The sequence below is a fragment of the Streptomyces sp. NPDC050564 genome, from assembly GCF_044457265.1.
Classification (GTDB): domain Bacteria; phylum Actinomycetota; class Actinomycetes; order Streptomycetales; family Streptomycetaceae; genus Streptomyces.
Window position 1 is genome coordinate 106,269 of record NZ_JBITGS010000013.1, and the last position, 24,232, is coordinate 130,500.

At 69.4% G+C, this 24,232-nt stretch carries 19 protein-coding genes and 2 pseudogenes; 14 read left to right on the forward strand and 7 right to left on the reverse strand.

Translation table 11 applies throughout. The features are described 5' to 3' along the window. Positions 1–50 precede the first annotated feature (50 nt). Positions 51–280, reverse strand: a pseudogene (locus ACIBK0_RS21755) (carbonyl reductase); the annotation flags it as partial. Between the two features lie 71 nt (positions 281–351). On the opposite strand from ACIBK0_RS21755, the gene ACIBK0_RS21760 reads away from it, so the two are divergent. Next, on the forward strand, positions 352–1,275 hold the full coding sequence (locus ACIBK0_RS21760; protein ID WP_399082200.1) for a LysR family transcriptional regulator: 924 nt from the start codon (positions 352–354) through the stop codon (positions 1,273–1,275). An 852-nt stretch (positions 1,276–2,127) separates the two neighbouring features. Then, positions 2,128–2,493 carry a hypothetical protein gene (locus tag ACIBK0_RS21765; RefSeq protein WP_399082203.1) on the forward strand — a complete coding sequence of 122 codons (366 nt, stop codon included), beginning with the start codon at positions 2,128–2,130 and terminating at the stop codon, positions 2,491–2,493. 680 nt (positions 2,494–3,173) lie between these two features. Here the strand turns inward: ACIBK0_RS21765 and ACIBK0_RS21770 are convergent. Beyond that, positions 3,174–4,328, reverse strand: coding sequence for an FAD-dependent oxidoreductase (locus ACIBK0_RS21770; protein ID WP_399082207.1), 1,155 nt, complete (start codon positions 4,326–4,328; stop codon positions 3,174–3,176). A 97-nt stretch (positions 4,329–4,425) separates the two neighbouring features. Then, positions 4,426–4,701, reverse strand: a pseudogene (locus tag ACIBK0_RS21775) (TetR/AcrR family transcriptional regulator); the annotation flags it as partial. Between the two features lie 149 nt (positions 4,702–4,850). On the opposite strand from ACIBK0_RS21775, the gene ACIBK0_RS21780 reads away from it, so the two are divergent. Beyond that, a complete protein-coding gene (locus tag ACIBK0_RS21780) occupies positions 4,851–5,528 on the forward strand; it encodes a DUF2238 domain-containing protein (RefSeq protein ID WP_399082210.1) in 678 nt (225 codons plus the stop codon). 61 nt (positions 5,529–5,589) lie between these two features. Here ACIBK0_RS21780 and ACIBK0_RS21785 read toward each other — a convergent pair whose 3' ends face one another. After that, positions 5,590–6,573: an aldo/keto reductase gene (locus ACIBK0_RS21785; RefSeq protein WP_399082213.1), complete on the reverse strand. Its 984-nt coding sequence runs from the start codon at positions 6,571–6,573 to the stop codon at positions 5,590–5,592. A gap of 176 nt (positions 6,574–6,749) precedes the next feature. Here ACIBK0_RS21785 and ACIBK0_RS21790 point away from each other — a divergent pair, with 176 nt between their 5' ends. From ACIBK0_RS21790 to ACIBK0_RS21805, 4 genes are all read left to right on the forward strand, one after another. After that, a complete protein-coding gene (locus ACIBK0_RS21790; protein ID WP_399082217.1) occupies positions 6,750–8,459 on the forward strand; it encodes a cholesterol oxidase substrate-binding domain-containing protein in 1,710 nt (569 codons plus the stop codon). A 426-nt stretch (positions 8,460–8,885) separates the two neighbouring features. Next, complete coding sequence (locus tag ACIBK0_RS21795; protein WP_399082221.1) at positions 8,886–10,265, forward strand: lectin; 1,380 nt, start codon at positions 8,886–8,888, stop codon at positions 10,263–10,265. Between the two features lie 34 nt (positions 10,266–10,299). Beyond that, entirely contained in the window at positions 10,300–12,516 is a 2,217-nt protein-coding gene (locus ACIBK0_RS21800) for an RICIN domain-containing protein (protein ID WP_399082224.1), read from the forward strand. Positions 12,517–12,542: 26 nt separating this feature from the next. Continuing rightward, on the forward strand, positions 12,543–13,835 hold the full coding sequence (locus ACIBK0_RS21805) for a ThuA domain-containing protein (protein WP_399082227.1): 1,293 nt from the start codon (positions 12,543–12,545) through the stop codon (positions 13,833–13,835). A gap of 60 nt (positions 13,836–13,895) precedes the next feature. On the opposite strand, the gene ACIBK0_RS21810 is transcribed toward ACIBK0_RS21805, so the two are convergent. The 3 genes from ACIBK0_RS21810 to ACIBK0_RS21820 all read right to left on the reverse strand — a co-directional run bounded on the left by ACIBK0_RS21810 (position 13,896) and on the right by ACIBK0_RS21820 (position 16,475). Beyond that, on the reverse strand, positions 13,896–15,056 hold the full coding sequence (locus ACIBK0_RS21810) for a glycoside hydrolase family 88 protein (protein ID WP_399082230.1): 1,161 nt from the start codon (positions 15,054–15,056) through the stop codon (positions 13,896–13,898). 190 nt (positions 15,057–15,246) lie between these two features. Next, the gene (locus ACIBK0_RS21815) at positions 15,247–16,065 is read right to left on the reverse strand and encodes a DUF1206 domain-containing protein (protein ID WP_399082233.1); all 819 of its coding nucleotides are present in this window, start codon (positions 16,063–16,065) and stop codon (positions 15,247–15,249) included. 11 nt (positions 16,066–16,076) lie between these two features. Further along, a complete protein-coding gene (locus tag ACIBK0_RS21820; RefSeq protein WP_399082236.1) occupies positions 16,077–16,475 on the reverse strand; it encodes a hypothetical protein in 399 nt (132 codons plus the stop codon). Positions 16,476–16,661: 186 nt separating this feature from the next. Between ACIBK0_RS21820 and ACIBK0_RS21825 the strand changes: the two genes are divergently transcribed. The 7 genes from ACIBK0_RS21825 (at position 16,662) to ACIBK0_RS21855 (ending at position 24,221) form a co-directional block, all read left to right on the forward strand. After that, a complete protein-coding gene (locus ACIBK0_RS21825; protein ID WP_399082239.1) occupies positions 16,662–17,585 on the forward strand; it encodes a MurR/RpiR family transcriptional regulator in 924 nt (307 codons plus the stop codon). Positions 17,586–17,955: 370 nt separating this feature from the next. After that, on the forward strand, positions 17,956–18,333 hold the full coding sequence (locus ACIBK0_RS21830) for a hypothetical protein (protein WP_399082612.1): 378 nt from the start codon (positions 17,956–17,958) through the stop codon (positions 18,331–18,333). Positions 18,334–18,433: 100 nt separating this feature from the next. After that, positions 18,434–19,306 (forward strand): MBL fold metallo-hydrolase, encoded by an 873-nt coding sequence (locus ACIBK0_RS21835; RefSeq protein ID WP_399082242.1) that lies wholly within the window; start codon positions 18,434–18,436, stop codon positions 19,304–19,306. A 101-nt stretch (positions 19,307–19,407) separates the two neighbouring features. Then, a complete protein-coding gene (locus tag ACIBK0_RS21840; RefSeq protein WP_399082245.1) occupies positions 19,408–19,722 on the forward strand; it encodes a DUF1232 domain-containing protein in 315 nt (104 codons plus the stop codon). A gap of 35 nt (positions 19,723–19,757) precedes the next feature. Then, the gene (locus tag ACIBK0_RS21845; RefSeq protein ID WP_399082249.1) at positions 19,758–21,050 is read left to right on the forward strand and encodes a CAP domain-containing protein; all 1,293 of its coding nucleotides are present in this window, start codon (positions 19,758–19,760) and stop codon (positions 21,048–21,050) included. Positions 21,051–21,357: 307 nt separating this feature from the next. Next, positions 21,358–22,614, forward strand: coding sequence for a serine hydrolase domain-containing protein (locus tag ACIBK0_RS21850; RefSeq protein ID WP_399082252.1), 1,257 nt, complete (start codon positions 21,358–21,360; stop codon positions 22,612–22,614). Positions 22,615–22,973: 359 nt separating this feature from the next. Then, the gene (locus tag ACIBK0_RS21855; RefSeq protein WP_399082256.1) at positions 22,974–24,221 is read left to right on the forward strand and encodes a serine hydrolase domain-containing protein; all 1,248 of its coding nucleotides are present in this window, start codon (positions 22,974–22,976) and stop codon (positions 24,219–24,221) included. The last annotated feature ends 11 nt before the right edge of the window (positions 24,222–24,232 follow it).

Consider the following 24,232-nt stretch of genomic DNA (forward strand, 5'->3'; position numbering starts at 1 on the left):
CCGCCACCCGATCGGCCCAACCTCGTGCAATGGCCGGACACTTCACCGCGTTCGTCGGCGCGTCGGACGATGGCGTCGGCGTCGGTCACGTCCAGGACGCGGCCCTGCCACTGGCTGCGCTTGCCCGGCGCCTGCGCCACCTCACGGGTGGCGTCCGTGACCCGCTGGTGGCCGCGGCCAGTCAGCAGTACCAGGTCGTCCGGGCCACCGGCCGTTCGGCGAAGGCACGACCGAGCCCCGGCTGGGCGCCCGTCACAAGGGCGACGCGAGAAGCGTTCATGCCTGCCACCCCTAGAACACCGGTGCCATGAGTCCAACGACATCGGGGCACCGCTACTATGCGTGATCGTCATGGACTTCACTGATGTGTCACTGACCGCGCTGCGCGTCTTCCGCGCCGTGGCCGAGCAGGGAACCTTCACGGCGGCCGCCGCGTCGCTGGGCTATACCCAGTCGGCGGTGTCCCGGCAGATCGCCTCGATCGAGCGTGCGGCAGCCGCGGAGCTGCTGGAGCGGCGGCGCGACGGAGTACGGCTCACGGCGGCCGGCCGCGTCGTCATGCGCCGCGCGACGATCGTGCTCGACGAGATCGACGCCACCGCGCGCGAGCTGTCCGGCCTGCCCGGGCAGGCCGGAACCGTCCGCCTGGGATGGTTCCCCAGCGCCGGCGCCGTCCTGCTGCCCAGGGCCCTGGCCGCGCTGCGCCGCACCGACCCCGCCATCCAGGTCGTCAGCCGGGAAGGCAGCACGCCGGCGCTGGTACGCGCACTGCGGGCCGGCAGTCTGGACCTGGCCGTGCTGGCGTCGGCACCGCCGTTTCGCCCACCGGACGCCGAATCGCCCCCGCTGGCACTGCACACGCTCACCGAACGTGCGCTGTGCCTTGCGGTGCCGTCCACCCATCCGCTCGCCCGTGGCGACTTCATTGACGTGGTCGACCTGCGTGGACAGCGCTGGATCGCCGGTTCCTCCTCGGGGGAAGACGGACTGATGGGGGTGTGGCCGGGCCTCGACGAGCGGCCCGAGATCGCCCACACGGCCCGCGACTGGCTGGCCAAGCTCCACCTCGTCGCCACTGGCTGTGGTTTGACCACCGTGCCCGCCTCGCTCGCCCCCGCCGTCCCACCGGGCGTACGCATCCTGCCGGTCCGCGGCGGGCCCCAGGAGCAGCGGCGCCTGCTGCTGGCCCGACTCCCCCACCCCCCGACCGAACCGGTCACCCGCGTGGCAGCCGCCCTGCGTGCCGTGGCCCTCGACGCCGACACGGTGGCCTGACCTCCGCCGCCCTCGTCACCACGAACGCCGTCGCCGTGGAACGGCCGCATCAGGGGCTGTTCAGGCATCGCTTCGACGAACACGGCGCAGACGCGGCACCGACGAGGGCACCGCTGCCTCCACCGTGCTCGGCCGGACGGGTCCTGGTCTCGCCGGGCGACCCAGGCCGGCTGGACGGGTCGTTGAGGTCGACGGTCACGCCGGCCCACTTGCCGTCCGCGCCGTGGTGGACCCTGGTCAACTTCTGTGATCTGCGCGCGCTGAGTGGTAGCTCACGGCCAGAGCGGCGCTCGGGACGTTGCCAGAAAGCGCCGAAAGTGATCGTCAACCCACGCACTGTGGCCGACAGTTCGGGGCCGCTTCAGAAGTCGTGCTCCGGCTGGAGGAGTCGCTGTGCCCCTCGCCGCTCGATGAAGATGCCTCTCCCAGCCGTGCAGCCGCGCGGCGGCTGCGGAGAACTTCTCGCTCTCGGCCCGCCTGCGCTCCTCCTCCACACGGGCCTGCGCTGCGAATCGCGCGACCCGCTCGCCGTGGAGGAGGGGACGCAAGGCCTCGCACTCCTGGGCACGGTTCTGGTCGGCCGGCCGTGGCGCCATCGTTTCCACACCGTGAGGGCTCGTCGGCCGTCGGCAGTGACCAGAGTGGTGCGGCGCTCCCCGGCACCAACCGAGGCCCGCTCCGGGGCCGGCCGGGGGGTGACCGCGGCATGCTGCATTGGCATCACCGACGTCACCGGGTCGGGGGACTGTGCCGCCGGCTGCCGGGCCGGACATCCCGGATAAGTGTGATCATCACGCCAAGGTGACATGGCGACTCCAAGCCGTCACCACACCTGGCAGGAGGACCAATTCGATGAACATCACTCTGAAGCGTCTGCTCGGCGTTACCGCGGCGGTGGCCACGGGCGCGGCGGCCCTGCTTGGCGCCGGCGCCGGCACAGCCGTCGCCGCCGACACTGCGCACTGCGACCGCGCCGAACAGGACATGTGGAGCGGCGATCCCAGCCGCAACGTGACCGGCTACCGCTGCAGCATCCCGACGGACAGGAGCCGCTGGTACACCGTCGAGATCGACACCCTCGTACAGACCCACTACGACGGCGACACTGTGGAGGGAGGGGTCGACCGGACCGAGACCCTGCACAACAGAACCATCAGGTGCCTGGGCTATACCTCCGACGACGACACGGTGAACTGGTTCGGATGCCCAGCCGCCTGACACACCCGCCGAAGGCTCCCGTGCCGACGCCCCTGCCCCTCGGCCTGGCCCGACCTTCCCGCACGCCGTCGTCCGCACTCGCCGGCAGTCACTTCGACGACTCGCGTGCGTGTGCGGCTGCGACTGGCGGCGAGACAGGGGACGACGGACGCGGCGGCCTCGGCCAATCGTGCGGTTGTGGTGCGGCACCCGCCGACCGATCTGGACGACAAGGAACCCCCGAAGAGGACCCCACCGGCACGTAGCGGCACGCCTGTGGCACGGCGCCCGAAACGCCGAAGGGCCGGCCTGGGAGGAAACCCCTCCTGAGCAGGCCCTTCCCTCTGTACCCCCTGGCAGGAATCGAACCTGCGACACCGGCTGTAGGAGTTCGATTCGGGTGCTCGCGTGGAGGCCGGTTCCCTGTATCGGACGACGTTTACGACTGCCCAAGGTTGCTGGTGTCCGCTGTCGTTGATGTCAGCGTTGGATGTCAGAGACCTAGCTCTAGCCGGATCGGTCAACGGCGGTCATACAGGCCACTCTGAGGCCCCTGGAAGGCGCTGCCGACCGGGAGCGGTTACTCATCCGCCTTGTAAGAGCGGTGCGCCGAACACGGAGCGCCGGGGCGGCGCGCCGCGGGGCATCCGCCGCCCCGCGGCGACCGGAAGCAGGCGCCAGTACGTGGGCACCCGCCGACGTCAGTCGGCCTCGGCGCGGTGGGCGGCCATCTGGTCGACCAGACTCTGCGGGGCGTCCGGACTGAAGCAGATGTCGAGGTTGGCCGCGGACCCGATGGCCGCCTCCTCGGCGCGCGGGAAGAGAGCTTCCTCGTAGGCGGTCAGGGCCTTTTCGATGTCGTCGGGGTGGGTGGCGATCGCGGTCGCGAGCTCGGCGGCGTCGAGCATGGCGAGGTTGGCTCCCTCGCCCGCGAACGGGGACATCAGGTGGGCGGCATCGCCGAGCAGGGTGACGCCGGGAGTGCGGTCCCAGCGGTGGTCCACGGGCAGGGCGTGGATCGGCCGGGGGACGAGCGCGCCGTCCGCGTCGGCGAGGAGGGACCGCAGCCGCTCGTCCCAGCCGTCGAAGTACTCCATAAGGCTCTGCTTGGCCGCTTCGGTGTCGGCGAAGTCGATGGCACCGGAGGTGGACCAGTCGGCCGGCACCCTGAGAGCGACGTAGACGTGCAGCGAGCCGTCGGGATCGCGGTGGCCGAGGAAGCCCTTCTCCTCGGCGAGCGCGAACAGCATGCCTCCGCCGACGACGGCGGCGCTTTCCGGGTGCCGGGTGTCGGCGTCGAGGAGGAGCACCTCGACGAAGGAGATGCCCGAGTAGAGGGGGGTGGCGTCCGAGAGCAGGGGCCGCACCTTCGACCAGGCGCCGTCGGCCCCGATCAGCAGATCGGCGGTGAACGTCTCCCCGTCGGCGAGCGTCACCTCGTGGCGACCGTCGTCGAGCGTCCGTGTGCCGGTGACTTTGGCACCCCAGCGGACGGCGCCCTCGGGCAGTGAGCCGAGCAGGATGTCGCGCAGGGCGCCCCTGGTGACCTCGGGGCGCTCACCGGCCTCGCCGTCGTCCTCCATGCGGACGATGGCGTCCTTGCCGAGGATGCGCATGGCCTCGCCGCCGGCGTGGACGATCGCGCGGAACTCCTCGTAGAGTCCGGCGGCCCGCAGCGCGGCCTGGCCGGAGTCCTCGTGCATGTCCAGCATGCCGCCCTGCGTGCGGGCGGTCGGTGAGGCGTCGAGGTCGAAGACGGCGGCGGCGATGCCGTTCAGGTGCAGTACGCGTGCGAGCGTGAGGCCGCCGAGACCGGCGCCGATCACGGCTATGGGGTGGTGGTGAGGGGTCGACATGGCAGGTTCTCCAGGTGAGTTGATATCGGTCGACGGTCGAGGAGCGTGGGCACCGACGACAGTCGGGTGTGGATGACCGTCACGGCGTGTCGGGTGTGTCACGCCAGTCGCCACTCGCCCGGGCCGGGCTCAGGTTCACGGCACCGAGGCGTTCGTCGAGCACCGCCGCGTGCAGCTGGGCGGTGTTGCGCATGTAGACGTGGAGCGAGGCCGGACCGGTGTCCAGCTGCTGCGCCAGTCGGCGCATGGTGACGCGTCGCAGGCCTTCCGCCCGCAAGATCGCGACCGCCGTCTCGATGATGCCGTCCCTGGTCAGAGTCCCTTTCGCCGGACGTTCGCGACGGCTGGGGCGGGGAGTGGAGGGTGCTGTCACTCCTCCAAGGTAACGAACATGTTCGTCACGAACAAGTATGGCACGAACATGTTCGCCCTCTCGCACAGGTGCCTGAGTGAGTAGTCGTACTCATGTCCTGGCCCATCCGCTCCAGCACGATGGAGCCACCTGGACCAAGGAGCCCACTCATGCCCGAGCCCGTCCTCGCCTCGCCCACCCGTCAGTCGGTGCCCGAGGAGCGTGTACCGCGGCGGACGTTGCCGACCGCGCTCGTCGTGGTCGTCGTCGCGGGCATGGCACTCTCCGCCTGGCACCCGCACGACCCGACGACGTGGCTGCTGGAGACCGTGTGGGTGCTGGTCGGGCTGCCACTGGTCGTCCTGACCCGGCGGCGGTTCCCGCTCACGAATCTGCTGTGCTGTCTGCTCGCGGCGCACGCGCTGGTGCTCGCCGTGGGCGGCCACTACACCTATGCGCAGGTGCCGTTGGGCGACTGGGTGCGGGACGGGCTCGGACTCGACCGCAATCCCTACGACCGGTTCGGGCACCTCATGCAGGGCTTCGTGCCCGCCGTGCTGGTGCGGGAACTGCTCAGCCGCACCTCACCACTGCGCGGCAGTCGCTGGCTGGCGCCGCTGACCGTGTGCGCCTGTCTCGCGTTCAGCGCGGTCTTCGAGATGTTCGAGTGGGCGGCCGCGGTGATCGGCGGACACGCGGCCGATGACTTCCTGGCCACCCAGGGCGATGTGTGGGACACCCAGTGGGACATGTTCTGCGCACTGATCGGGGCCACCGTCTCGGTGCTGCTGCTGAGCCGCCTGCACGACCGGCAGCTCAGCGCTCTCACGACGTCGGGCAGGCGGTAGCGACGGACCGGGCGGCCGCACCATCGGTGCGACCGCCCGGCCGTATGCACGTCGCCGACTCCTACCAGCGGCTCTCCACCTGCTCCTTGATCCGCCGCTCGTACAGATCCTCGATCGCGTCCAGCGTCTTCTGCGACAGCTCCGGCAGCTTCGCGGCCGCCGCGTTGGCGTGGGCCTGCTCGGGTGAACGGGCGCCCGGGATCACCGAGGTCACACCGGACTGCTGAATGGCCCAACGCAGCGCCAGCTGGGCCGGGGTGTACCCCTCCGGGGCGAGGGCGGAGAACTCGGCCGCCGCCTCCACACCCGTGGCGAAGTCGACACCGGAGAAGGTCTCGCCCTGATCGAAGGACTCGCCGTGGCGGTTGTACGTCCGGTGGTCGTTGGCCGCGAAGACCGTGTCCTTGGTGTACTTGCCGGAGAGCAGGCCGGAGGCCAGCGGTACCCGGGCGATGATGCCGACGCCCGCCTCCTGGGCCGCCGGGAGCACCTGCCGCAGAGGCTTCATGCGGAAGGCGTTGAGGATGATCTGGACGCTCGCCACGTTCGGGCGGGCGATCGCCGTCAGTGCCTCGTCGCACGTTTCGACGCTGACTCCGTACGCGGCGATCCGCTCCTCCTCGACCAGGGTGTCGAGGGCGTCGTACACCTCGTCGGAGGAGTAGACGGGTGTCGGCGGGCAGTGCAGCTGCACCAGGTCGAGGCGGTCCACGCCGAGGTTGCGCCGGGAACGGTCGTTCCAGGCACGGAAGTTGTCGAGGACGTAGTTCTCCGGGATCTGCTCGACGCGGCGCCCCATCTTGGTCGCGACCAGCACATGCAGGTCCGGCCTGCTGCGCAGGAAGGTGGCGATGGTCTCCTCGCTCCGCCCGTCGCCGTACACGTCGGCCGTGTCGAAGAAGGTCACCCCCGACTCGGCCGCCGTCTCCAGCACGGCCAGGGCATCCCGATCGCTCACATCACCCCAGTCGGCACCCAACTGCCACGTGCCGAGACCGATCACCGAAGCATGCTGACCCAACCTGTCGAATACGCGCTCGTCCATGCCGTCAGTCTGACACTTCTGCGCCCCCGCACAGGACCCCACCCACCCTGTTGCCTATGCGTCAACAGAGAACCTCCTGTGAGGGTTTGCCACTCGTACGAGTGAAGCGCTTCGACGATTGATTGATTCGTGTCAACCGCCGCCTAGCGTGCAGCGCATGACCGACCGTTCAAGAAGTGAAGGGCGAACCGCGTGGTCGCGCCGGGGGGTTTCTGCTGAGCGCCGCCACGCTGGCCGCCGGGCCGCCGCTCTCGGTTCGGGGCAGTGCCGCGGCCGCCGATCTGCCCGGATTCCCCGACGGCGTCGACGTCCACCGTACGGCCTACCGCAACTGGGTCGGCGAGATCACCGCGGACGGACTGTGGGCCTGCGCTCCACGCGGCGGGGACCAGGTCGTCCAGGTGGTCAACTGGGCCTGGAAGCAGGGATGGACGGTCCGCGCGCGGGGCTGCTCGCACGGCTGGGCGCCGCTGACGATCCCCGAAGGGACCGCGGCGGACGCCCGCGTCCTGCTGGTCGACACCGCCACCCGGCTGACCGGTCTCTCGCTGGAGTCGGCCCAGCCCGCCGCCGTACGAGCCGGTGCCGGCGTGACCCTGGAAACCCTGCTCGGCTTCCTGGAGGACCACGGCCTCGGTCTCACCGCGACGCCCACGCCGGGCGATCTGACGCTCGGCGGCGCGCTGGCCATCGACGCGCACGGCACCGCCGTTCCGGCCGACGGCGAAAGCCGGCTGCCCGGACACACCTACGGCTCGCTCAGCAATCTCGCACTGTCGCTGACGGCGGTGGTCTGGGATCCCGGCACCGACGCCTATGTGCTGCGCACGTACGACCGCGCCGACGCTGACTGCGCGGCGCTCCTCACGCATCTGGGCCGAGCCCTGGTCACCGAGGCCGTGCTGCGCGTGGGCGTGAACACCAACCTGCGCTGCGTCAGCCGCGTCGACATCCCCGCCGCAGAGCTCTTCGCGGCGCCGGGTAGTGCGGGGCGTACCTTCACGAGCTTCCTCGACGCGGCCGGACGGGCCGAGGCGATCTGGTTCGCGTTCACCGAGTTTCCCTGGCTGAAGGTGTGGAGCGTCGCCCCCGCCCGCCCCCTCACCTCGCGGCGCGTGACATCGCCGTACAACTATCCCTTCTCCGACAACATCCCCACGGCCGTGGCCGATCTCGCCGGGCGGATGGTGACCGAAGCGGCCTGGTACCTGGCTCCGGCCCTGGGCACCGCGCAGCTCACCGCGGCCGCCCTGGGCCTGACGGCCACGCTGTCGGCGGACATCTGGGGGCCGTCCAAGAACACGTTGCTCTACATCAGGCCCACCACCCTGCGCGTGACCGCCAACGGCTACGCCGTGCTCACCTCACGGGCCGAAGTGCAGCGCGTCGTCTGGGAGTTCACCACGTTCTACCGGGAGCGGCTGGCCTCCTACGCGGCCCGCGGAGGCTACCCCGTCAACGGCCAGGTCGAGATCCGCGTGACCGGCCTCGACGACCCGTCGGACATCGCGTCGTCCGGCGCACACGCCCCTTTGCTGTCCGCGCTGCGACCCCGAGCCGACCACCCCGAGTGGGACACGGCCGTCTGGCTGGATGTCCTCACGCTGCCCGGGACTCCCGACGCCGAGGCGTTCTACCGGGAGTTGGAGCACTTCCTTCTCACGACATTCGACGGCGGGTACGCCCTCACCCGCGTCGAATGGTCCAAGGGCTGGGCCTATACGGACCAGGCGGCCTGGTCCGATCCGGCGGTCCTCGGCAGCACCGTGCCCGCCTCGTTCGACGACGGCGAAGGAGCGGACTGGGACGCGACAGCCGCCGTACTGGACCGGCTCGACCCGCACCGAGTCTTCGACAACGCCCTCCTGAAGCAGCTGTTCCCCTGACTCCGGGCGGCGCGCGCGGGAGGCGCCGCGCGGTGACCGTGCGGACCCCCCCGCACCCGTATCTGGTCAATGGGCAAGGCCCGCCGTCGACTTGGTCACCGAGCAAAGCCGCCCTCCCCGGCCACCGCATCACCGCGTCACCGCGTCACCGCGTCACCGCATCACCGCATCACCGCATCACCGCATCACCGAGCCGAGGCTCTGCGCAGGCAGGGCCTCGGCTCCTCGTCGTCGCCACTGGGTCTCCACGCGTTCAACTCCTTGTGAACACGGCCCAATTTACGGGCTACTTTGCTTCATCTCTTGACGACTTTGGTGCAGACCTTTAGGTTCCCGATCACCACAGCTCCATGAATGCGCTCGTTGTTCAGGAACGTGAACACTCCCCCACCATCAGCCTCCAGTGAAAGGCTGTGATCCCCCCTGATGTCCAGACAATCCCTCGCGCGCTCCACCGCGTTGCGCGGCACGCTCACCACCGCCGTGCTGGCTCTCTCCGCCAGTGCCCTGAGCGTGGCGCCCGCCTCCGCCGCCACCGGCACGATCACCGGTCTCGCGGGCAAGTGCCTCGACGTGGCGGGCGCGAACTCCGCCAACGGCACGGCCGTACAGCTCTACGACTGCAACGGGACCGCCGCCCAGCAGTGGACCGTCGGCTCGGACGGGTCGATACGGGCCCTCGGCAAGTGCCTTGACGTCACCGGCAATTCGACCGCGAACGGGGCCAGGCTCCAGCTGTGGGACTGTACGGGCGGCGCGAACCAGAAGTGGACGGTCTCCTCGGCGCGCGACATCGTCAATCCGCAGGCCGACAAGTGCGCCGACGTCACGGGCAACACCTCGGCGAACGGCACCCCGATACAGATCTGGAGCTGCACCGGCGGCGCCAACCAGAAGTGGACCGCGCCCGCTCCCGACGGGGGCACGACGCCCGCCGCGCCGATGGCCGTCGCCCCGTACCTCTACAACGGCTGGGGCAGCCCGCCGAACCCGGCCACCGTCATGAACGCCACCGGCGTCAAGTGGTTCACGCTGGCCTTCGTGCTCAGCAACGGCTACTGCAACCCGCAGTGGGACGGCAGCCGCGCGCTGACCGGCGGTGTCGACCAGCAGACCGTCAACGCCGTGCGGGCGAACGGTGGTGACGTCATCCCGTCCTTCGGCGGCTACAGCGGCAACAAGCTGGAGAGTTCCTGCTCCAGCGCCGGGGAGCTGGCGGCCGCGTACCAGAAGGTCATCAACGCCTACGGGCTCAAGGCGATCGACATCGACATCGAGGCCGACGCGTACAGCAACACGACGGTCCAACAGCGCACAGTGGACGCGCTCAAGACCATCAAGGCGAACAACCCCGGCATCAAGGTGTACGTCACCATCGGCACCGGGCAGAGCGGCCCCGACACGGGTCTCATCAACCGGGCCGCGGCGTCCGGGCTCACCGTGGACAGCTGGACGATCATGCCGTTCGATTTCGGCGGAGCCGGCCAGAACATGGGGACGCTCACCCAGCGGGCCGCGGAAGGTCTGAAGACGGCCCTCAAGAATGCTTACGGCTACGGCGACGACCAGGCGTACCGGGACATGGGCATCTCCTCCATGAACGGGATCACCGACCAGAACGAGACGGTCACCGTCGCCGACTTCCAGACCATCCTCGGCTATGCGCAGCAGCACCATCTGGCACGGCTGACGTTCTGGTCCGTCAACCGTGACCGGCCGTGCACGAGCGGCGTCGCCGACAGCTGCTCCGGAGTGAGCCAGCAGGACTGGGACTACACGCGGGTCTTCGCGAAGTACACCGGCTGACCTTGCCCACCCCCCACCAGCACAGGAGAGCCCCGTGTCCAGATCCAGAAGGCAGTCCGGCCGTCACCGGATACCGAAAGTGCTGATCGTGTTCGCCCTGGTGGCGACAACGGTGTCAGCCGTGGCGATCGCCTCGCAGGACAAGGCTGCCGCGCAGCCGGCCGCGCTGCCCACCGGTTGGGCCACCGTCGTCAACGCGGGCAGCGGCAAGTGCGTCGACGCGCGCGCCGCCGCCACGGCGAACGGCACCGCGGTCCAGCAGTACGCGTGCAACAGCAGCCAGGCCCAGCAGTGGCGGTTCGCGGCCACGTCCGGCGGATACTCCCAGGTCGACCTTCGCGCCGACGCCACCAAGGTCTGGGACGTCACCGATGTCTCCACGGCGGACAACGCCCTGGTGCAGTTGTGGACGTACGGCGGCGGCAACAACCAGCAGTGGCAGGCCGTGGCCGAGTCCAGTGGCGCGTACCACTTCCTGAACCGGGGCAGCGGCAAGTGCCTCGATGTGCCGAGCGCGTCCACCTCGGACAGCGTGCAACTCCAGCAGTACACCTGCAATGGCACGGCGGCCCAGTCCTTCTACGTCAACCCGGTCGACGCGACGCCGCCGCCCGGAACTCCGGACCTCGGTCCGAACGTCACTGTCTTCGACCCGTCGACTCCGGCCGCCACGATCCAGAGCAGCCTCGACTCGGCCTTCTCCCAGCAGGAGACCAACCAGTTCGGCACTGCCCGAAAGGCCTTCCTCTTCAAGCCGGGTACGTACGACGCCAACGCGAATGTCGGCTTCTACACACAGGTCGCCGGCCTTGGCCTGTCCCCCGACGACGTCAACATCCGCGGCGCGGTGCACGCCGAGGCCGACTGGTTCCAGGGCAACGCCACCCAGAATTTCTGGCGGTCGGCCGAGAACCTGTCGGTGACTCCGACGGGCGGTTCGGACCGCTGGGCGGTGTCGCAGGCCGCGCCCTACCGGCGGATGCACCTGAAGGGCAACCTCGCGCTGGACGACGGCGGTTGGTCCAGTGGCGGCTACATGGCCGACACGAAAATCGACGGGCAGGTCGACTCCGGTTCGCAGCAGCAGTGGCTGTCGCGGAACACCGAGTGGGGCAGCTGGACCGGCTCCAACTGGAACATGGTCTTCGTCGGCTCCAAGAACGCTCCGGTGAACAGCTTCCCGAGTCCGCCGTACACCACGGTCGACCAGACCCCGGTCACGCGTGAGAAGCCCTTCCTGTACGTCGACTCGACGGGCGCCTGGAAGGTGTTCGTGCCGTCCGTGCGCACCAACACCAGTGGCACCACATGGAGTTCCGGCACCCCCGCGGGCACGTCGCTGCCCATCGCCGACTTCTTCATCGTCAAGCCGGGCGCCACGGCCGCGCAGATGAACGACGCGCTCGCGCAGGGCAAGAATCTGCTGGTGACGCCGGGGGTCTACCACCTCGACCAGACGCTGAAGGTGACCAGGGCCGACACCGTCGTCCTGGGCCTGGGTCTCGCCACGCTCGTCCCCGACAACGGGATCACCGCGATGTCCGTGGCCGACGTGAACGGCGTCCAGCTCGCCGGACTGCTGATCGACGCGGGCACCACCAACTCGTCGCAGCTCATGGAGATGGGGCCGAGCGGCTCCTCCGCCGACCACAGCGCCGACCCCAGCTCGCTGCACGACGTGTTCTTCCGCATCGGCGGTGCGGGCGTCGGCAAGGCCACCACGAGCCTGACGATCAACAGCGACGACGTCATCGGTGACCATCTGTGGCTGTGGCGCGCCGACCACGGCAGTGGCGTCGGCTGGACCAGCAACACCGCCGACACCGGACTCGTCGTGAACGGCGACGACGTCACGATGTACGGCCTGTTCGTCGAGCACTACCAGAAGTACCAGACCATCTGGAACGGCAACGGCGGCCGCACGTTCTTCTACCAGAACGAGATGCCGTACGACCCGCCCAACCAGTCGTCCTGGATGAACGGTTCGACGCAGGGCTACGCCGCGTACAAGGTCGCCAACTCCGTGACGAGTCATCAGGTGTACGGCTTCGGCAGCTACTGCTACTTCAGCACCAACTCGAGCGTGGCCGCCGAGCACGCCATCGAGGCACCCAACACCGCGAACGTGAAGTTCAAGGACATGGTGACGGTCTCCCTGGGCGGCACCGGCACGATCCGGCATGTCGTCAACGACAAGGGCGGCCCGTCCAACTCCTCCACCAATGTCGCCAACCTCATCAGCTACCCATGACCCGCACAGAAAGGATCGATCAACCGATGCACACGATCAGATCCGGTCCGGCGCGCGCGGCCCTGCGGATTCTTCTCCTGCTGGCGACGCTGCTGGGCCTCGCGGCACCGCCCGCCGCCCAGGCGAGTACGGCGGCGACGCCGTTCAAGGTGCTGGCGCTCTACAACGGCACATGGGACGCGGCGCACATCGACTTCGTCAAGGAGGCGAACGACTGGTTCCCCAAGCAGGCCGCGGCGAACGGCTTCACCTACACGGCCAGCAACAACTGGGACCTGCTCAGCAACGGCGGCGTCAACGCGTATCAAGTCGTGCTGTTCCTCGACGATTTGCCGCAGACGGCGGCCCAGCGGACAGGGTTCGAGACGTACATGCGCAACGGGGGTGCCTGGCTGGGCTTCCATGTCTCGGCCTTCACAACCGACGCGGCAGCCTGGCCGTGGTACCACAACCAGTTCCTCGGCAGCGGCAACTTCCGGTCGAACACCTGGGGTCCGACGACGTCGGTCCTGAAGGTCGAGGACCGTACGCACCCCTCCACCAAGAACCTGCCGGCCACGTTCACCTCGTCGGTCAGCGAGTGGTACAGCTGGTCCAACGACCTGCGGCAGAACCCGGACATCAAGATCCTGGCCTCGGTCGACCCCAGCAGCTTTCCGCTGGGCACCGATCCCGACCAGAGCTGGTACAGCGGCTACTACCCGATTCTGTGGACCAACACGAAGTACAAGATGCTGTACGCGAACTTCGGTCACAACGCGATGGACTACTCGACCAACACCCGTCTGTCGTCGACGTTCGCGAGTGAGACACAGAACCGGTTCGTACTGGACGGGCTGAAATGGCTGGGCGGGGCGGATACCACCACCCCGCCGTCGGACTCGATCTCCGAGACCGCCTGGTACTCGCTGACGAATGCCGGCAACGGCACCTGTGTGGACGCCCGTTCGGCCGCCACGGCGAACGGGACGGCGATCCAGCAGTACGCCTGCAACGGCACGCAGGCACAGCAGTTCCAGTTCCCCTCGACCGACAGCGGCTACCGCCGAGTCGGTATCCGCGGCAACCCGCAGCAGGTCATCGACGTGACCGGTGTCTCGACGGCCGACAACGCGCCGCTCCAGCTGTGGAGTTACGGAGGCGGGCAGAACCAGCAGTGGCTCCCGGGCAAGGAGAGCACCGGGCGCTACCACTTCACGGCCCGGCACAGCGGCAAGTGCCTGACCGCGGCGAGCGCTTCGACGAACAGCGTGCAACTCACCCAGCGCACCTGCGACGGCTCCGCGGCACAGAGCTTCACGCTCACCGCGCAGCCCTGACCGCTCGGCGCGAGGGTGCCCCCGCCGCACTCCAGCGGCGGGGGCACCGGTCTGTCGTCGTCAGGAGCGTGCCAGTCGGGCGAGTTCGGTGCCGGCGAGCAGGAAGGCACCGACGCCGAAGTTCGCGGTGCTGTCGTAGGTGACGGGCTGGCTGGACTCGGGACGGTCGCCGACGTTCTGGACATAGCCCAGGAAGCCGTCGGGGTGTACGGCGGTGGTGACGAGGCCGTTCCAGGCCCGGGCCGCGACCGGGAGGTAGGTGGGCCGGTCGACCAGGCCCGCGCCGATCGCGTACGACGTGCCGTAGAGGAAGAAGGACGTGCCGCTGGTCTCGGGGCCCGGCAGGTGCGCGGCGTCGGCGAGGTTGACGTTCCAGAAGCCGTCACCGCGCTGCACGCCGGCCGCGCCCCTCACCAGGCGGGTCAGGGTGTCGCGGTATTCCGCGGTGTGCCCTTCCCCTGGGGGCAGGGCCTTGAGGATCTTGACGTGTCCGCCGGTCACCCATCCGTTGCCGCGCGACCACACGACCGGCTTGCCCGCGGGAGAAACGATCCCTCCGGGCAGGAAACGCTTGTCGCGGTACCACAGGCCCGTGGTGGGGTCGTACAGGCCGGGGCCACCCTCGATGCGCTTGGTGTGGTTGTAGAGGGCGTACAGCTTCTCCCAGTACCGGGGGTCCTTGCGCAGGGCGCCCATGCGGGCGAAGGGCGGCATGGCCATGTGGAGGGCGTCGTCCCACCACCAGTCGTCGTTCTTGTCGGGCTGGTCCTCGTAGACCATGCGGTGCAGGGACGTTTCGATCGCGGTGAGCTTGCGCTCCTCGGGCTCTCTCTCGTAGAGATCGAGGTAGGCCTGCCCTGCATTGTGGTTGTCGGCGTGGCGGGTGGTCACACCGCCATTGAGGCCGTACGCGTGCTTCTCGGCCCAGCCGCGGGCGTAGGCGAGGTAGCGGGCGCTGCCCGTCAGGCGCTGCAGCGCGAGCAGCCCGCTGAAGAAGGTGGCGTTGGCCCAGCCGTTGTCACCCGGGTCCGTGTGGGCGCCGATCCACTGGTCGGCCACACGGCGCAGGACAGCGGTGATCTCGGCCTTCGGCGGCAGCCCGGATGAGGCGGCGCGCGAGGCGGCGCGCGAGGCGGCGTGTGCGGTGCCCGCCAGGGAGGGCAGGAGGGATGCGGAGGCCGTGAGCGTGGCCGCGCCGGAGAGCAGGCGTCGTCTATGCATGTGAACAACTCCTACGGATGGGGACTCCCATCCTCAACTCCCGCCTCACACGCTGTCCATGGCGTGTCGTCAACTGGTCGCAAATCAAGGGCAGTTCAACTCAGCGCACCTCGTTCAGACTGCAGAACCGAGACTCCCGGGCTCTCACGAACCGGGCTCCTGGGCTCTCAGGAACCGGGCTCCCGCGTTCTCACACCCTCCCCCACCGCGCCATCGCGCAGGAGAACACCCCGAACAGGACGAGCCCCGCGGCGACGCAGGCCAACAGCCACGGGCCCAACGGGGTTTCGGAGAACGAGCGGAGCGTGTCGTCCAAGCCCTTGGCCCGGTCGGGTTCGTAGTCGACGGCGGCCCGCACCGCGAAGGCACCCGCCGTGGCGAACACCAGCCCGCGCGCCACCCCGCCCGCAACGCCCGTCGTATCGACCGCCCGCCGCACCTGCCGCGACATCTCCCCGAGCTTCAGTTGCTCGCGGTACTTGCGCAGCACGGCTCCAACGGCGATCCAGACACCCACCACGACGGCGCCGACTCCCGCCATGCCCACGATCCACTGCCCTGCCGGCCACTCCAGCGCCCGGGCCGTAACATCCTGAGACTGCTGGTCGCTGGAGGTCGTGCCCCCCGCACCGGCGGCGAAGGACAGCACGGAGTAGGCGACGCACGCGTAGAAGACACAGCGCACGGCCGACAGCAGTCGCGTTCGCGCGGTACGGCCGTCGCGCCCGGCCGCCCCGAAGAGCGCCTCGGAGAGCCGCCACAGCGCCATCCCGACGAGTCCGGCGCCAAGGGCCCACATCAGGACGGCCCCGAAGGGCTTCGTGGAGATCTCTTCGAGCGCGCCGCTCCGGTCCGCCGGGCGTCCACCGTCACCGAAGGCGATCCGCAGCGCCAGTGCGCCCACCAGGAGGTAGATCACGCCTCGCGCCACCAGCCCCGCCCTGGCGGTGCCCTCCCGTACCGATCCCGTCGCCGCCCGGCGGGCCCGGAGCCGGCCGCTCCGGGTCACCGCATCGGCGTTCACACGGATCCGGACTGGTGCGCCGGGACCGCCTCCAGCCGCAGCTGGACCTGGACCTCCTGGTCTCCTGCGTCCTCACCCAGCTCGGACAGGGCGAAGGCCTCACGCAGGGTCTCCCGCACGACCTGCACCGCGTGGGGGGTTCCCTGCACTTCCGCCGTCACCGGTCCCGACAGCCGGCCCGTTGGTACGGCCGCGCCCTCGGGCGCGTCCTCCGTGTCGAAAGTGCCGGTCCACACCGTCGGGTGATGGCCCTCGGCCTCTCGAATCTCGTCCTCGGCACACCGGTCCGAGGCGAAGCGACTGCACAGGACGGCGAACAGGTGCCCGGCGTCGGCCGCCGAGCAGTCGCTGAGCACCACCTGGACCTGCGATCCGGGCAGCGGATGCGCGCTCATGGAAATCCTCTCCCCTCTCGCACGGGGATCTCGCCTTCGATCGGGCGAGTCCTTGCGTTGTCGCGGGTACCCCACAGGCGCGAGTGAAACGGCCGTGCGTGCAGGCCACGTGTGGTGAGACACCCCCAGGTCAACACGCTCAGTGAGCTATGTTGAGTGCTCGTGGGACACAAAGGAGGCGCACCGGTGCCATCGCCGCAGCAGGCACGCGCACAGGCATCCGCGATCACCTCGGGCAAGAAGGCCCCGGAGGCGAGCGTGGCTCCCACGGCCCAGCTCAGGGAGCTGTTCGACGGACCGCGGCTCTCGCCGGGCCAGCGGCGCATCGCGCAGTACCTGATCGAGCACATCACCGAGGCGGCGTTCCTGTCGATCACGGATCTCGCGGAGCGCGTGGGCGTCAGCCAGCCCTCGGTCACCCGTTTCGCGGCGGCGGTCGGCTTCAGTGGTTACCCCGCGCTACGGGAGAAGCTCCAGTCGATCGCGCTCAGCATCCTCGGCAGCACGCCGGGCACGCCCGCGGAGACCACGAGCAACGAGCTGCAGGCGGCGGTGGACGCCGAGATCGAGAACCTGGAGAACCTGCGGAGGGACTTCGCCGATCCGGACGAGGTGATCCGTGTCGGCCGGGCGCTGTCGAAGTCGACGCCGCTGACCGTGCTGGGACTGCGGATCTCCGTGTCGCTGGCCGAGTACTTCGCCTACGCCGCACGGCGCATCCATCCGGACGTACGGCTGGTGACCCGGGGCGGCAGCGTCGCCTACGACGCACTCCTCCAGTCGCGCGAGGCGGGCGGCACCTGGGTGCTGGCCTTCGGGATGCCGCGGCACGCCCAGGAGACGCTCACGGCCCTGCGGGTCGCGCGCAGCGCCGGGCTCCAGGTGGCCCTGATCACCGACCTGGGGCTCGGACCGCTGGCGGACGAGGCGGACGTCACCTTCACCATCGGCACCGGGTCACGCCTCGTCTTCGACTCCTACGCCGCGCCCGTCGTGATGTCGGCGGCGCTGCTGCAGGCCATGACCGACGCCGATCCGGAGCGGACGCAGGCCCGCCTGGAGGAGTACGAGCAGGTCGCCGAGCAGCACCAGTTCTTCCTCAAGGACTGATTTTTCTTCGTCGAGCTACCGATCGACCTTCGTCGAGCTCTCGGGTCCCCTTGCAGAAAACCCTTTCCCCTACCGCCCGCCACCACGGCATCACGGGATCATTCACATCAATTCGCGCATGAATGTTTTCATGTTCTTGCGTATCCGGCGGTATATATAAATACTTCTCGCGGATCGCGACCAGGAGGCCCTCCGGGTCGCGTCCGACGACCACCCGGGACCGTCCGCTCCTACCCGCATCGGGTCCCGGGTGTTCAGACGGGCCTCGCCTGCGCGAGCGCCCGTGGTGGCGGCCCCGGCCATCCCCTAGACCGGGGCCGCCCCAGACCCCCACGACCCTTCCCGCCGACGTAACCCGGAAGCGATGAACATGGCCCTGACATACTCACCGATCACCTCGGACTGGCCGTGCCAGGTCAAGACCCCCGGCAGCTTCGACTGGGAGCGATCGGCGGTCAAATGGCTGCGTGAGCTGGTGCCGAGCCGCTACGCGAGCTACCCCGTCCTGCTCAAGCACCCCGTACTTCTCGCCCGCCACGCCCAGATCCAGGTGCAGCACGAGATACGGGTCGCCCGCACCGCGCTGCAGACCGCCCGGGCCGAACTGCCCGCCCTGGGGCTGCACGAAGGGGTCATCGAGCACACCATCAAGCTGTACGCCGCCGAGGTCATGCAGCTCCAGCACATCGCCCGCAGCATCCGCGCGGTGACCCACGCTCTGACGGACGGCAGCGCCGCGCGAAACTGAGGTCCCGGGGCCTGTGTGATGGTTCCGGCAGGACCGTCACCGAGGAGTCGCCGTGGACACGCACAGGCCGCCGCAGATTGTCGCAGGTGGAGCACGGGGAGTGGAGGGAGCCGGGGAATCCGCACCGGCACACACCCTCGACGTACGGTGGATTCACGGGTCGCCGTCGGCCAAGCACAACACCGATCCCGACATCCAGGTCCACGCGTACGACGCGCACACGATGATCCTCCGGCAGAACATGGCGATCGACTACGAAGCGCCCTTCATGTTCCTGCTGTTCGGTGAGGAACGGGCCGTTCTGATCGACACCGGCGCCACCGCGTCCGCCGAGTACTTCCCGCTGCGTCGCGTGGTCGACGAGGTGATGGAGACCTGGTTGGCCGCACATCCCCGGGACGCCTACGAGCTCCTGGTGCTGCACACGCATCCGCACAGCGACCACATCGCGGGGGACGGTCAGTTCACCGGCCGTCCCGGCACCAGAGTCGTGGACGCGGCCCTGGACAGCGCCTGGGAGTTCTTCGGCTTCCACGACGATCCCGAGGGCGTCGCCCGGGTCGACCTGGGTGGCCGCGTCCTCGAATGCCTGGCGACGCCCGGGCATCACGAGGCGGCGGTGACGTTCTTCGACCCCGGGACCGGGTTCCTGCTCACCGGCGACACGGTCTATCCCGGCCGTCTGTACGTGGAGGACTGGCCGGCGTTCACCCGCACGATCGACCGACTGATCGACTTCTGTGCCACCCGGCCGGTCACCCACGTCCTCGGCTGCCACATCGAGATGACCCGGCAACAGAGCCGGGACTACCCGGTACGCACCACATATCAACCCGACGAGCCGCCGCTGCAGATGACCACGGATCAACTGCGTGACATCCGAGCGGCGATCGAGACCGTCGGCGACCGGCCGGGACGCCATGTGTTCGACGACTTCGTGATCTGCCGCCGCGACACTCCGGACGCGGATTAGGAACGCGGACGCACCGCGAATGGCCCAAGCCGGCGCGATAGGAAACGGCGTGGGCGGGAACACGCAGAGCGAACAGCCCGACGAGCGGACTGGACGGTCGCATGGATTCCACAGCGTGGACGTTGATCCTCGTTGTCGCGGTGCTGGCCGCCGCTGCACTCGCGGTGGCCATCGTGCTCCTGATCCGGCTCGTCCGCGCCCGCCGCGACCTGCGGCGGGCCGGACTGCCGTCCGGGCCGCGCTGGGTCTTCTGGGGCGCGGTCCTCTACCTCGTGCTCCCGGCCGACCTGCTGCCCGACCCCGTGTATCTCGACGACATCGGCGTACTGCTGCTGGCCCTCCGGTCGCTGCGCGCCCTGCCGAAGGAACCGCTGCCCGACATGCGCGGGAACCCGCGTGCGCCGACAGGACGTTGACGTCTGTAGCGAGCACCACGTCGACGGGCGGCACCATGAGTGAGCTGGTTCCCGGGGCCAATATGCCCCTGCCGGGCGGCACCCTGACCCTCAGGGTGCCGGGCCCCTTCGACGTGTCCGCGCTCGTCACCGACGACAGCGGGAAGGTGCGCGGCGACGGCGACTTCGTGTTCTACAACCAGCCGTCCGCGCCCGGCGCCCGCCTCCAGGGCGAGCGCCTGACCATCGATCCCCTGGGGCTGCGGCCCGGAGCCAGCCGCGTCACCGTGGTCGTCAGTCCCGCCGACCCCGCGACGCCCCTGGGGCAGCTGCCCGCGCCCACGCTGCACGTCATCGCACCGGACGGTCGTCCCCTCGCCCGGTTCACCCCGCCACGACCACAGCGGGAGACGCTGCTGCTGCTCGCCGAGCTGTATCGGCGAGGCACCGCCTGGAAACTCCGCGCCCTGGGCCAGGGCTACGCGGACGGACTGGCGGGCATCGCCCGGGACTTCGGGGTGGATGTCACCGCGGACGACGCCCCGGCGGACCCGCCCCCCGGCGCGACGGCCGACCCGGACGGTTTCCTCGGTCCGGTGAATGCCGCCCGCTCCGCGGCCGGTTCCCCGCCCGTCTCCCTCGACGCACGACTCACGGCCGCGGCGCGGGCCCACGCCTCCGGCATGGCCGCCCGCGGACAGCTCCGTTCCGAGAGCCCGGACGGTGTCTCCGTGTACCAGCGCGTCACCTCGGCCGGATACGCGTATCTCACCATCGGCGAACACCTCGTGTCCGGCCCGCGCACACCGGCGGAGTTCGTGGATTACTGCCTCTCCTCCGAGCAGTCCCGGCGCACCCTGTGCGACCCTGGGTTCCGCCAGGCGGGGCTGGCGCACGTCAGCGACGGCCGCTCCGGCGTTTTGTACTGGACGGCGCTGTGGGCGCTGCCCTTCAGCCCCGCGGGCCTGGAGCGCACGACGCGCGAGGTCATCGCCCTCACCAACGCCGAACGGGCCACGGCCGGTCTGCCGCCGCTGTCCGGCGACTCCCCTCTCACCGCGGCGGCCCAGGCCCACAGCGCCGACATGGTGGCCCGCGCCTTCTACGCCCACACCTCACCCGACGGCAGCCAACCCTGGGACCGGGCCGCCGCCGCGGGCTCCACCCGCCGCACCGTCGGCGAGAACATCGCGTGCGGTCAGCGCTCCTCCGCCGAGGTCGTCCGCGGCTGGATGAACAGCCCCGGCCACCGCGCCAACATCCTCAAGCCCGACTTCACCCACATAGGCGTCGGCCTCGCGGGCGGCGGCGAGGCGGGCACGTACTGGACACAGCTCTTCGGAGGCTGACCGGGACGCCCGGGCCGCCGACAAGAACGCTTCGGCCGCGGGCTGAGGGCCCTTCAGCCGCCGACTGTAACTCTCGGCTGCCGGCAGGGGCTTTCGGGTGCGACACGCGTGTGCGGACCGGCGCTGAAATGACGCGTGCGGACGCGAGATTCGGCCGTTCGTGGCTCAAGACCATCGTTTCACCGCAGGTGGCAGAACAATGCAACCTGCTCAGCCGCCCCACGCGTACAGAATGAGCCGTCGCATGTTCAGGACGCGATCAGGCCGGGGCGTGTGGCACCGACAGAACGACAGGGGAGAAGAACAGATGGTCTCAGGAATGGTCGGCACAGGTACGGCGCTCGGCGCGGTTCTGGTGTCCCTCCTGGCGGTTCCCGCACAGGCCGCCGAGCCCGCTGCGGACGGCGTCAACGCCATTTCCCGCGCGGCGACTTCGCCGACGACGGCCCAGGATCTTGCGGCGCCGGATGTGACGGGGCTGGCCGACGTTCTGAAGACGGCGATCAGCCAGGGCGCACCGGGAGCCATGGCGCGGATCGACGACGACGGCACGGCCTACACGGTGACCAGGGGTATCGCCGACCGGGGCACCGGGCGCGCCATGAACGCGAGCGACCGCTTCAGGATCGGGAGCGCGACCAAGAGCTTCTCCGCCGTCGTACTGCTGCAACTGGTGGACGAGGGCAAGCTGGACCTCGACACCTCGGTGAACACGTATCTGCCCGGACTGCTGCCCGACGACCGGATCACGGTGCGGCACGTGCTGAGCCACCGCAGCGGCCTGTACGACTACACGAACGACATGTTCGCCGACACGGTCCCCGGCTTCGAAGCGGTGCGCAACAAGGTCTTCAGCTACCAGGACCTGGTGAACCTGTCTCTGCAGCAGCCTCTCACCAACGCGCCGGGCGCCGCCTACTCATACTCCAACACCAACTTCGTCGTCGCGGGCATGCTCATCGAGAAGCTCACCGGCCATCCCGTGGCCACGGAATACCAGAACCGCATCATCAATCCGCTGGAGCTGAGCGACACCCTCTACGTGCACCCCGACACAGCGATCCCGGGGGCGCACATCAACGGCTACCTCCCGCCCGACGGCGGCGGCGCTCTGGTGGACTCCACCGAACAGACGGTCTCCTGGGCGCAGAGCGCCGGCGCGATGATCTCCAGCACCCATGACCTGAACGTCTTCTTCTCGGCACTGATGGGCGGAAAGCTGATGTCCGCCGCCCAACTGGCGCAGATGCAGCAGTGGACCACGGTCAACAGCACCCAGGGCTACGGCCTCGGTCTGCGCCGCCGGGACCTGTCGTGCGGGGTGTCCGTCTACGGGCACACGGGCACCGTGCAGGGCTACTACACCTACGCGTTCACCTCGAAGGACGGCAAGCGCACCATCAGCTCGCTCGCCAACACCTCCAACAACGCCGATGTGCTGAACACCATGGCCCGCACCCTGGAATCCGCGTTCTGCGGCAAGTCCGCGACCAAGGCCGCCACACGCACCGCGGCGCCCCAGGAGCGGCACGAGGACATCGCACCGGCCATCACCCTCAACTGACCTCCCGGGCTGCACCTGACCCCGCACGCTTCGGCCGCCGGTGCGCGGCCCGCCAGGGGCCGGGTGCAGCTTCGGGGCCGGGGTGAGTCGCCGCGCGTCGTCCGCGGCCGGATGAACAGCCCCGTCCACCGCGCCGTCATCCTCCACCCCGACTTGACCCACATGGGCATCGGCACCGCAGCCACTGCCGCTGCCTCTTTTCCGCCAATTCACCGATTCGAATTCACCGATTCTGATGCATCCCCGGGCAATGCAACCCACTCCGCCTTCCAGCGCGTAGAGATGGTGCCGACGCCCGCATCCGCGGCGCGGTCCGTGCCGGAATCACACCGGCAGAAGGAACTCGGGAGAGAACTCAGATGGTCTCAGCAACGGTGGGCACGGGTACGGCGCTCGGCGCGGTTCTGGTGTCCCTCCTGGCGGCCCCCGCGCAGGCCGCGGCGCCCGCGGCCACCGGCGGAGCCGACACCGAACGGGTCGCAGCGGCGGGAGCGTTGGCGGCGCCCGACGACGCCGGGCTGCGCAAGGTGCTGCGCACGGCGCTGACGCAGGGAGCCCCCGGCGCGATGGCGCGGATCGACGACAATGGCACAGTGCACCGGCTGACCGAAGGAGTCGCCGACCGGACCACCCGACGGGCCATCAGCACCAAGGACCGGTTTCGCGTCGGCAGCGTCACCAAGACCTTCTCCGCCGTGGTGCTGCTCCAACTCGTCGACGAGGGCAAGCTGAAGCTGGACCGCTCGGTCAACAGCTATCTGCCCGGGCTGCTGCCCGACAACGGGATCACCGTGCGCCATGTGCTGAGCCACCGCAGCGGCCTGTACGACTACACCAACGACATGTTCGCCCAGACGGTCCCCGGCTTCGAGGCCGTCCGCAACAAGGTGTTCGGCTACCGGGACCTGGTGAAGCTCTCCTTGAAGAAGCCGCGCACCAACGCGCCGGGCGCGGCCTATGCGTACTCGAACACCAATTTCGTCGTCGCGGGCATGCTCATCGAGAAGCTCACCGGCCATCCCGTGGCCACGGAATACCAGAACCGCATCTTCGAGCCCCTCAACCTCTCCGAGACCTTCTACGTCCACCCCGGCACGGCGATCCCGGGTCGCCACGCCAACGGCTACCTCACCCCCGACGCGGCCGGTGCCGCCCTGGTGGACGCGACCAAGCAGACGGTCTCCTGGGCGCAGAGCGCGGGCGCGATCATCTCCACCGCGCACGACCTGGATACCTTCTACTCCGCCCTGATCCGAGGCAAGCTCATGTCCGCCGCCCAGCTGACGCAGATGCGCAAGTGGACGACGGTCAACAGCACCACGAGCTACGGCCTCGGGCTGCGCCGCCGTGACCTGTCGTGCGGAGTCTCCGTGTACGGGCACACGGGCACCGTGCAGGGCTACTACACGTACGCCTTCACCTCGAAGGACGGCAAGCGCAGCCTCACCGCGCTGGCGAACACCTCCAACAACACCACTGTGCTCAACACCATGTACGCCACCCTGGAATCCGCGTTCTGCGGCAAGCCCGCGACCAAGGCCGCCCCGCGCGGCTCCGCGCCCGTGGAGCGGAACGAGAACATCGCACCCGGCGTCGCCCGCTACTGACCGCTCGCGCC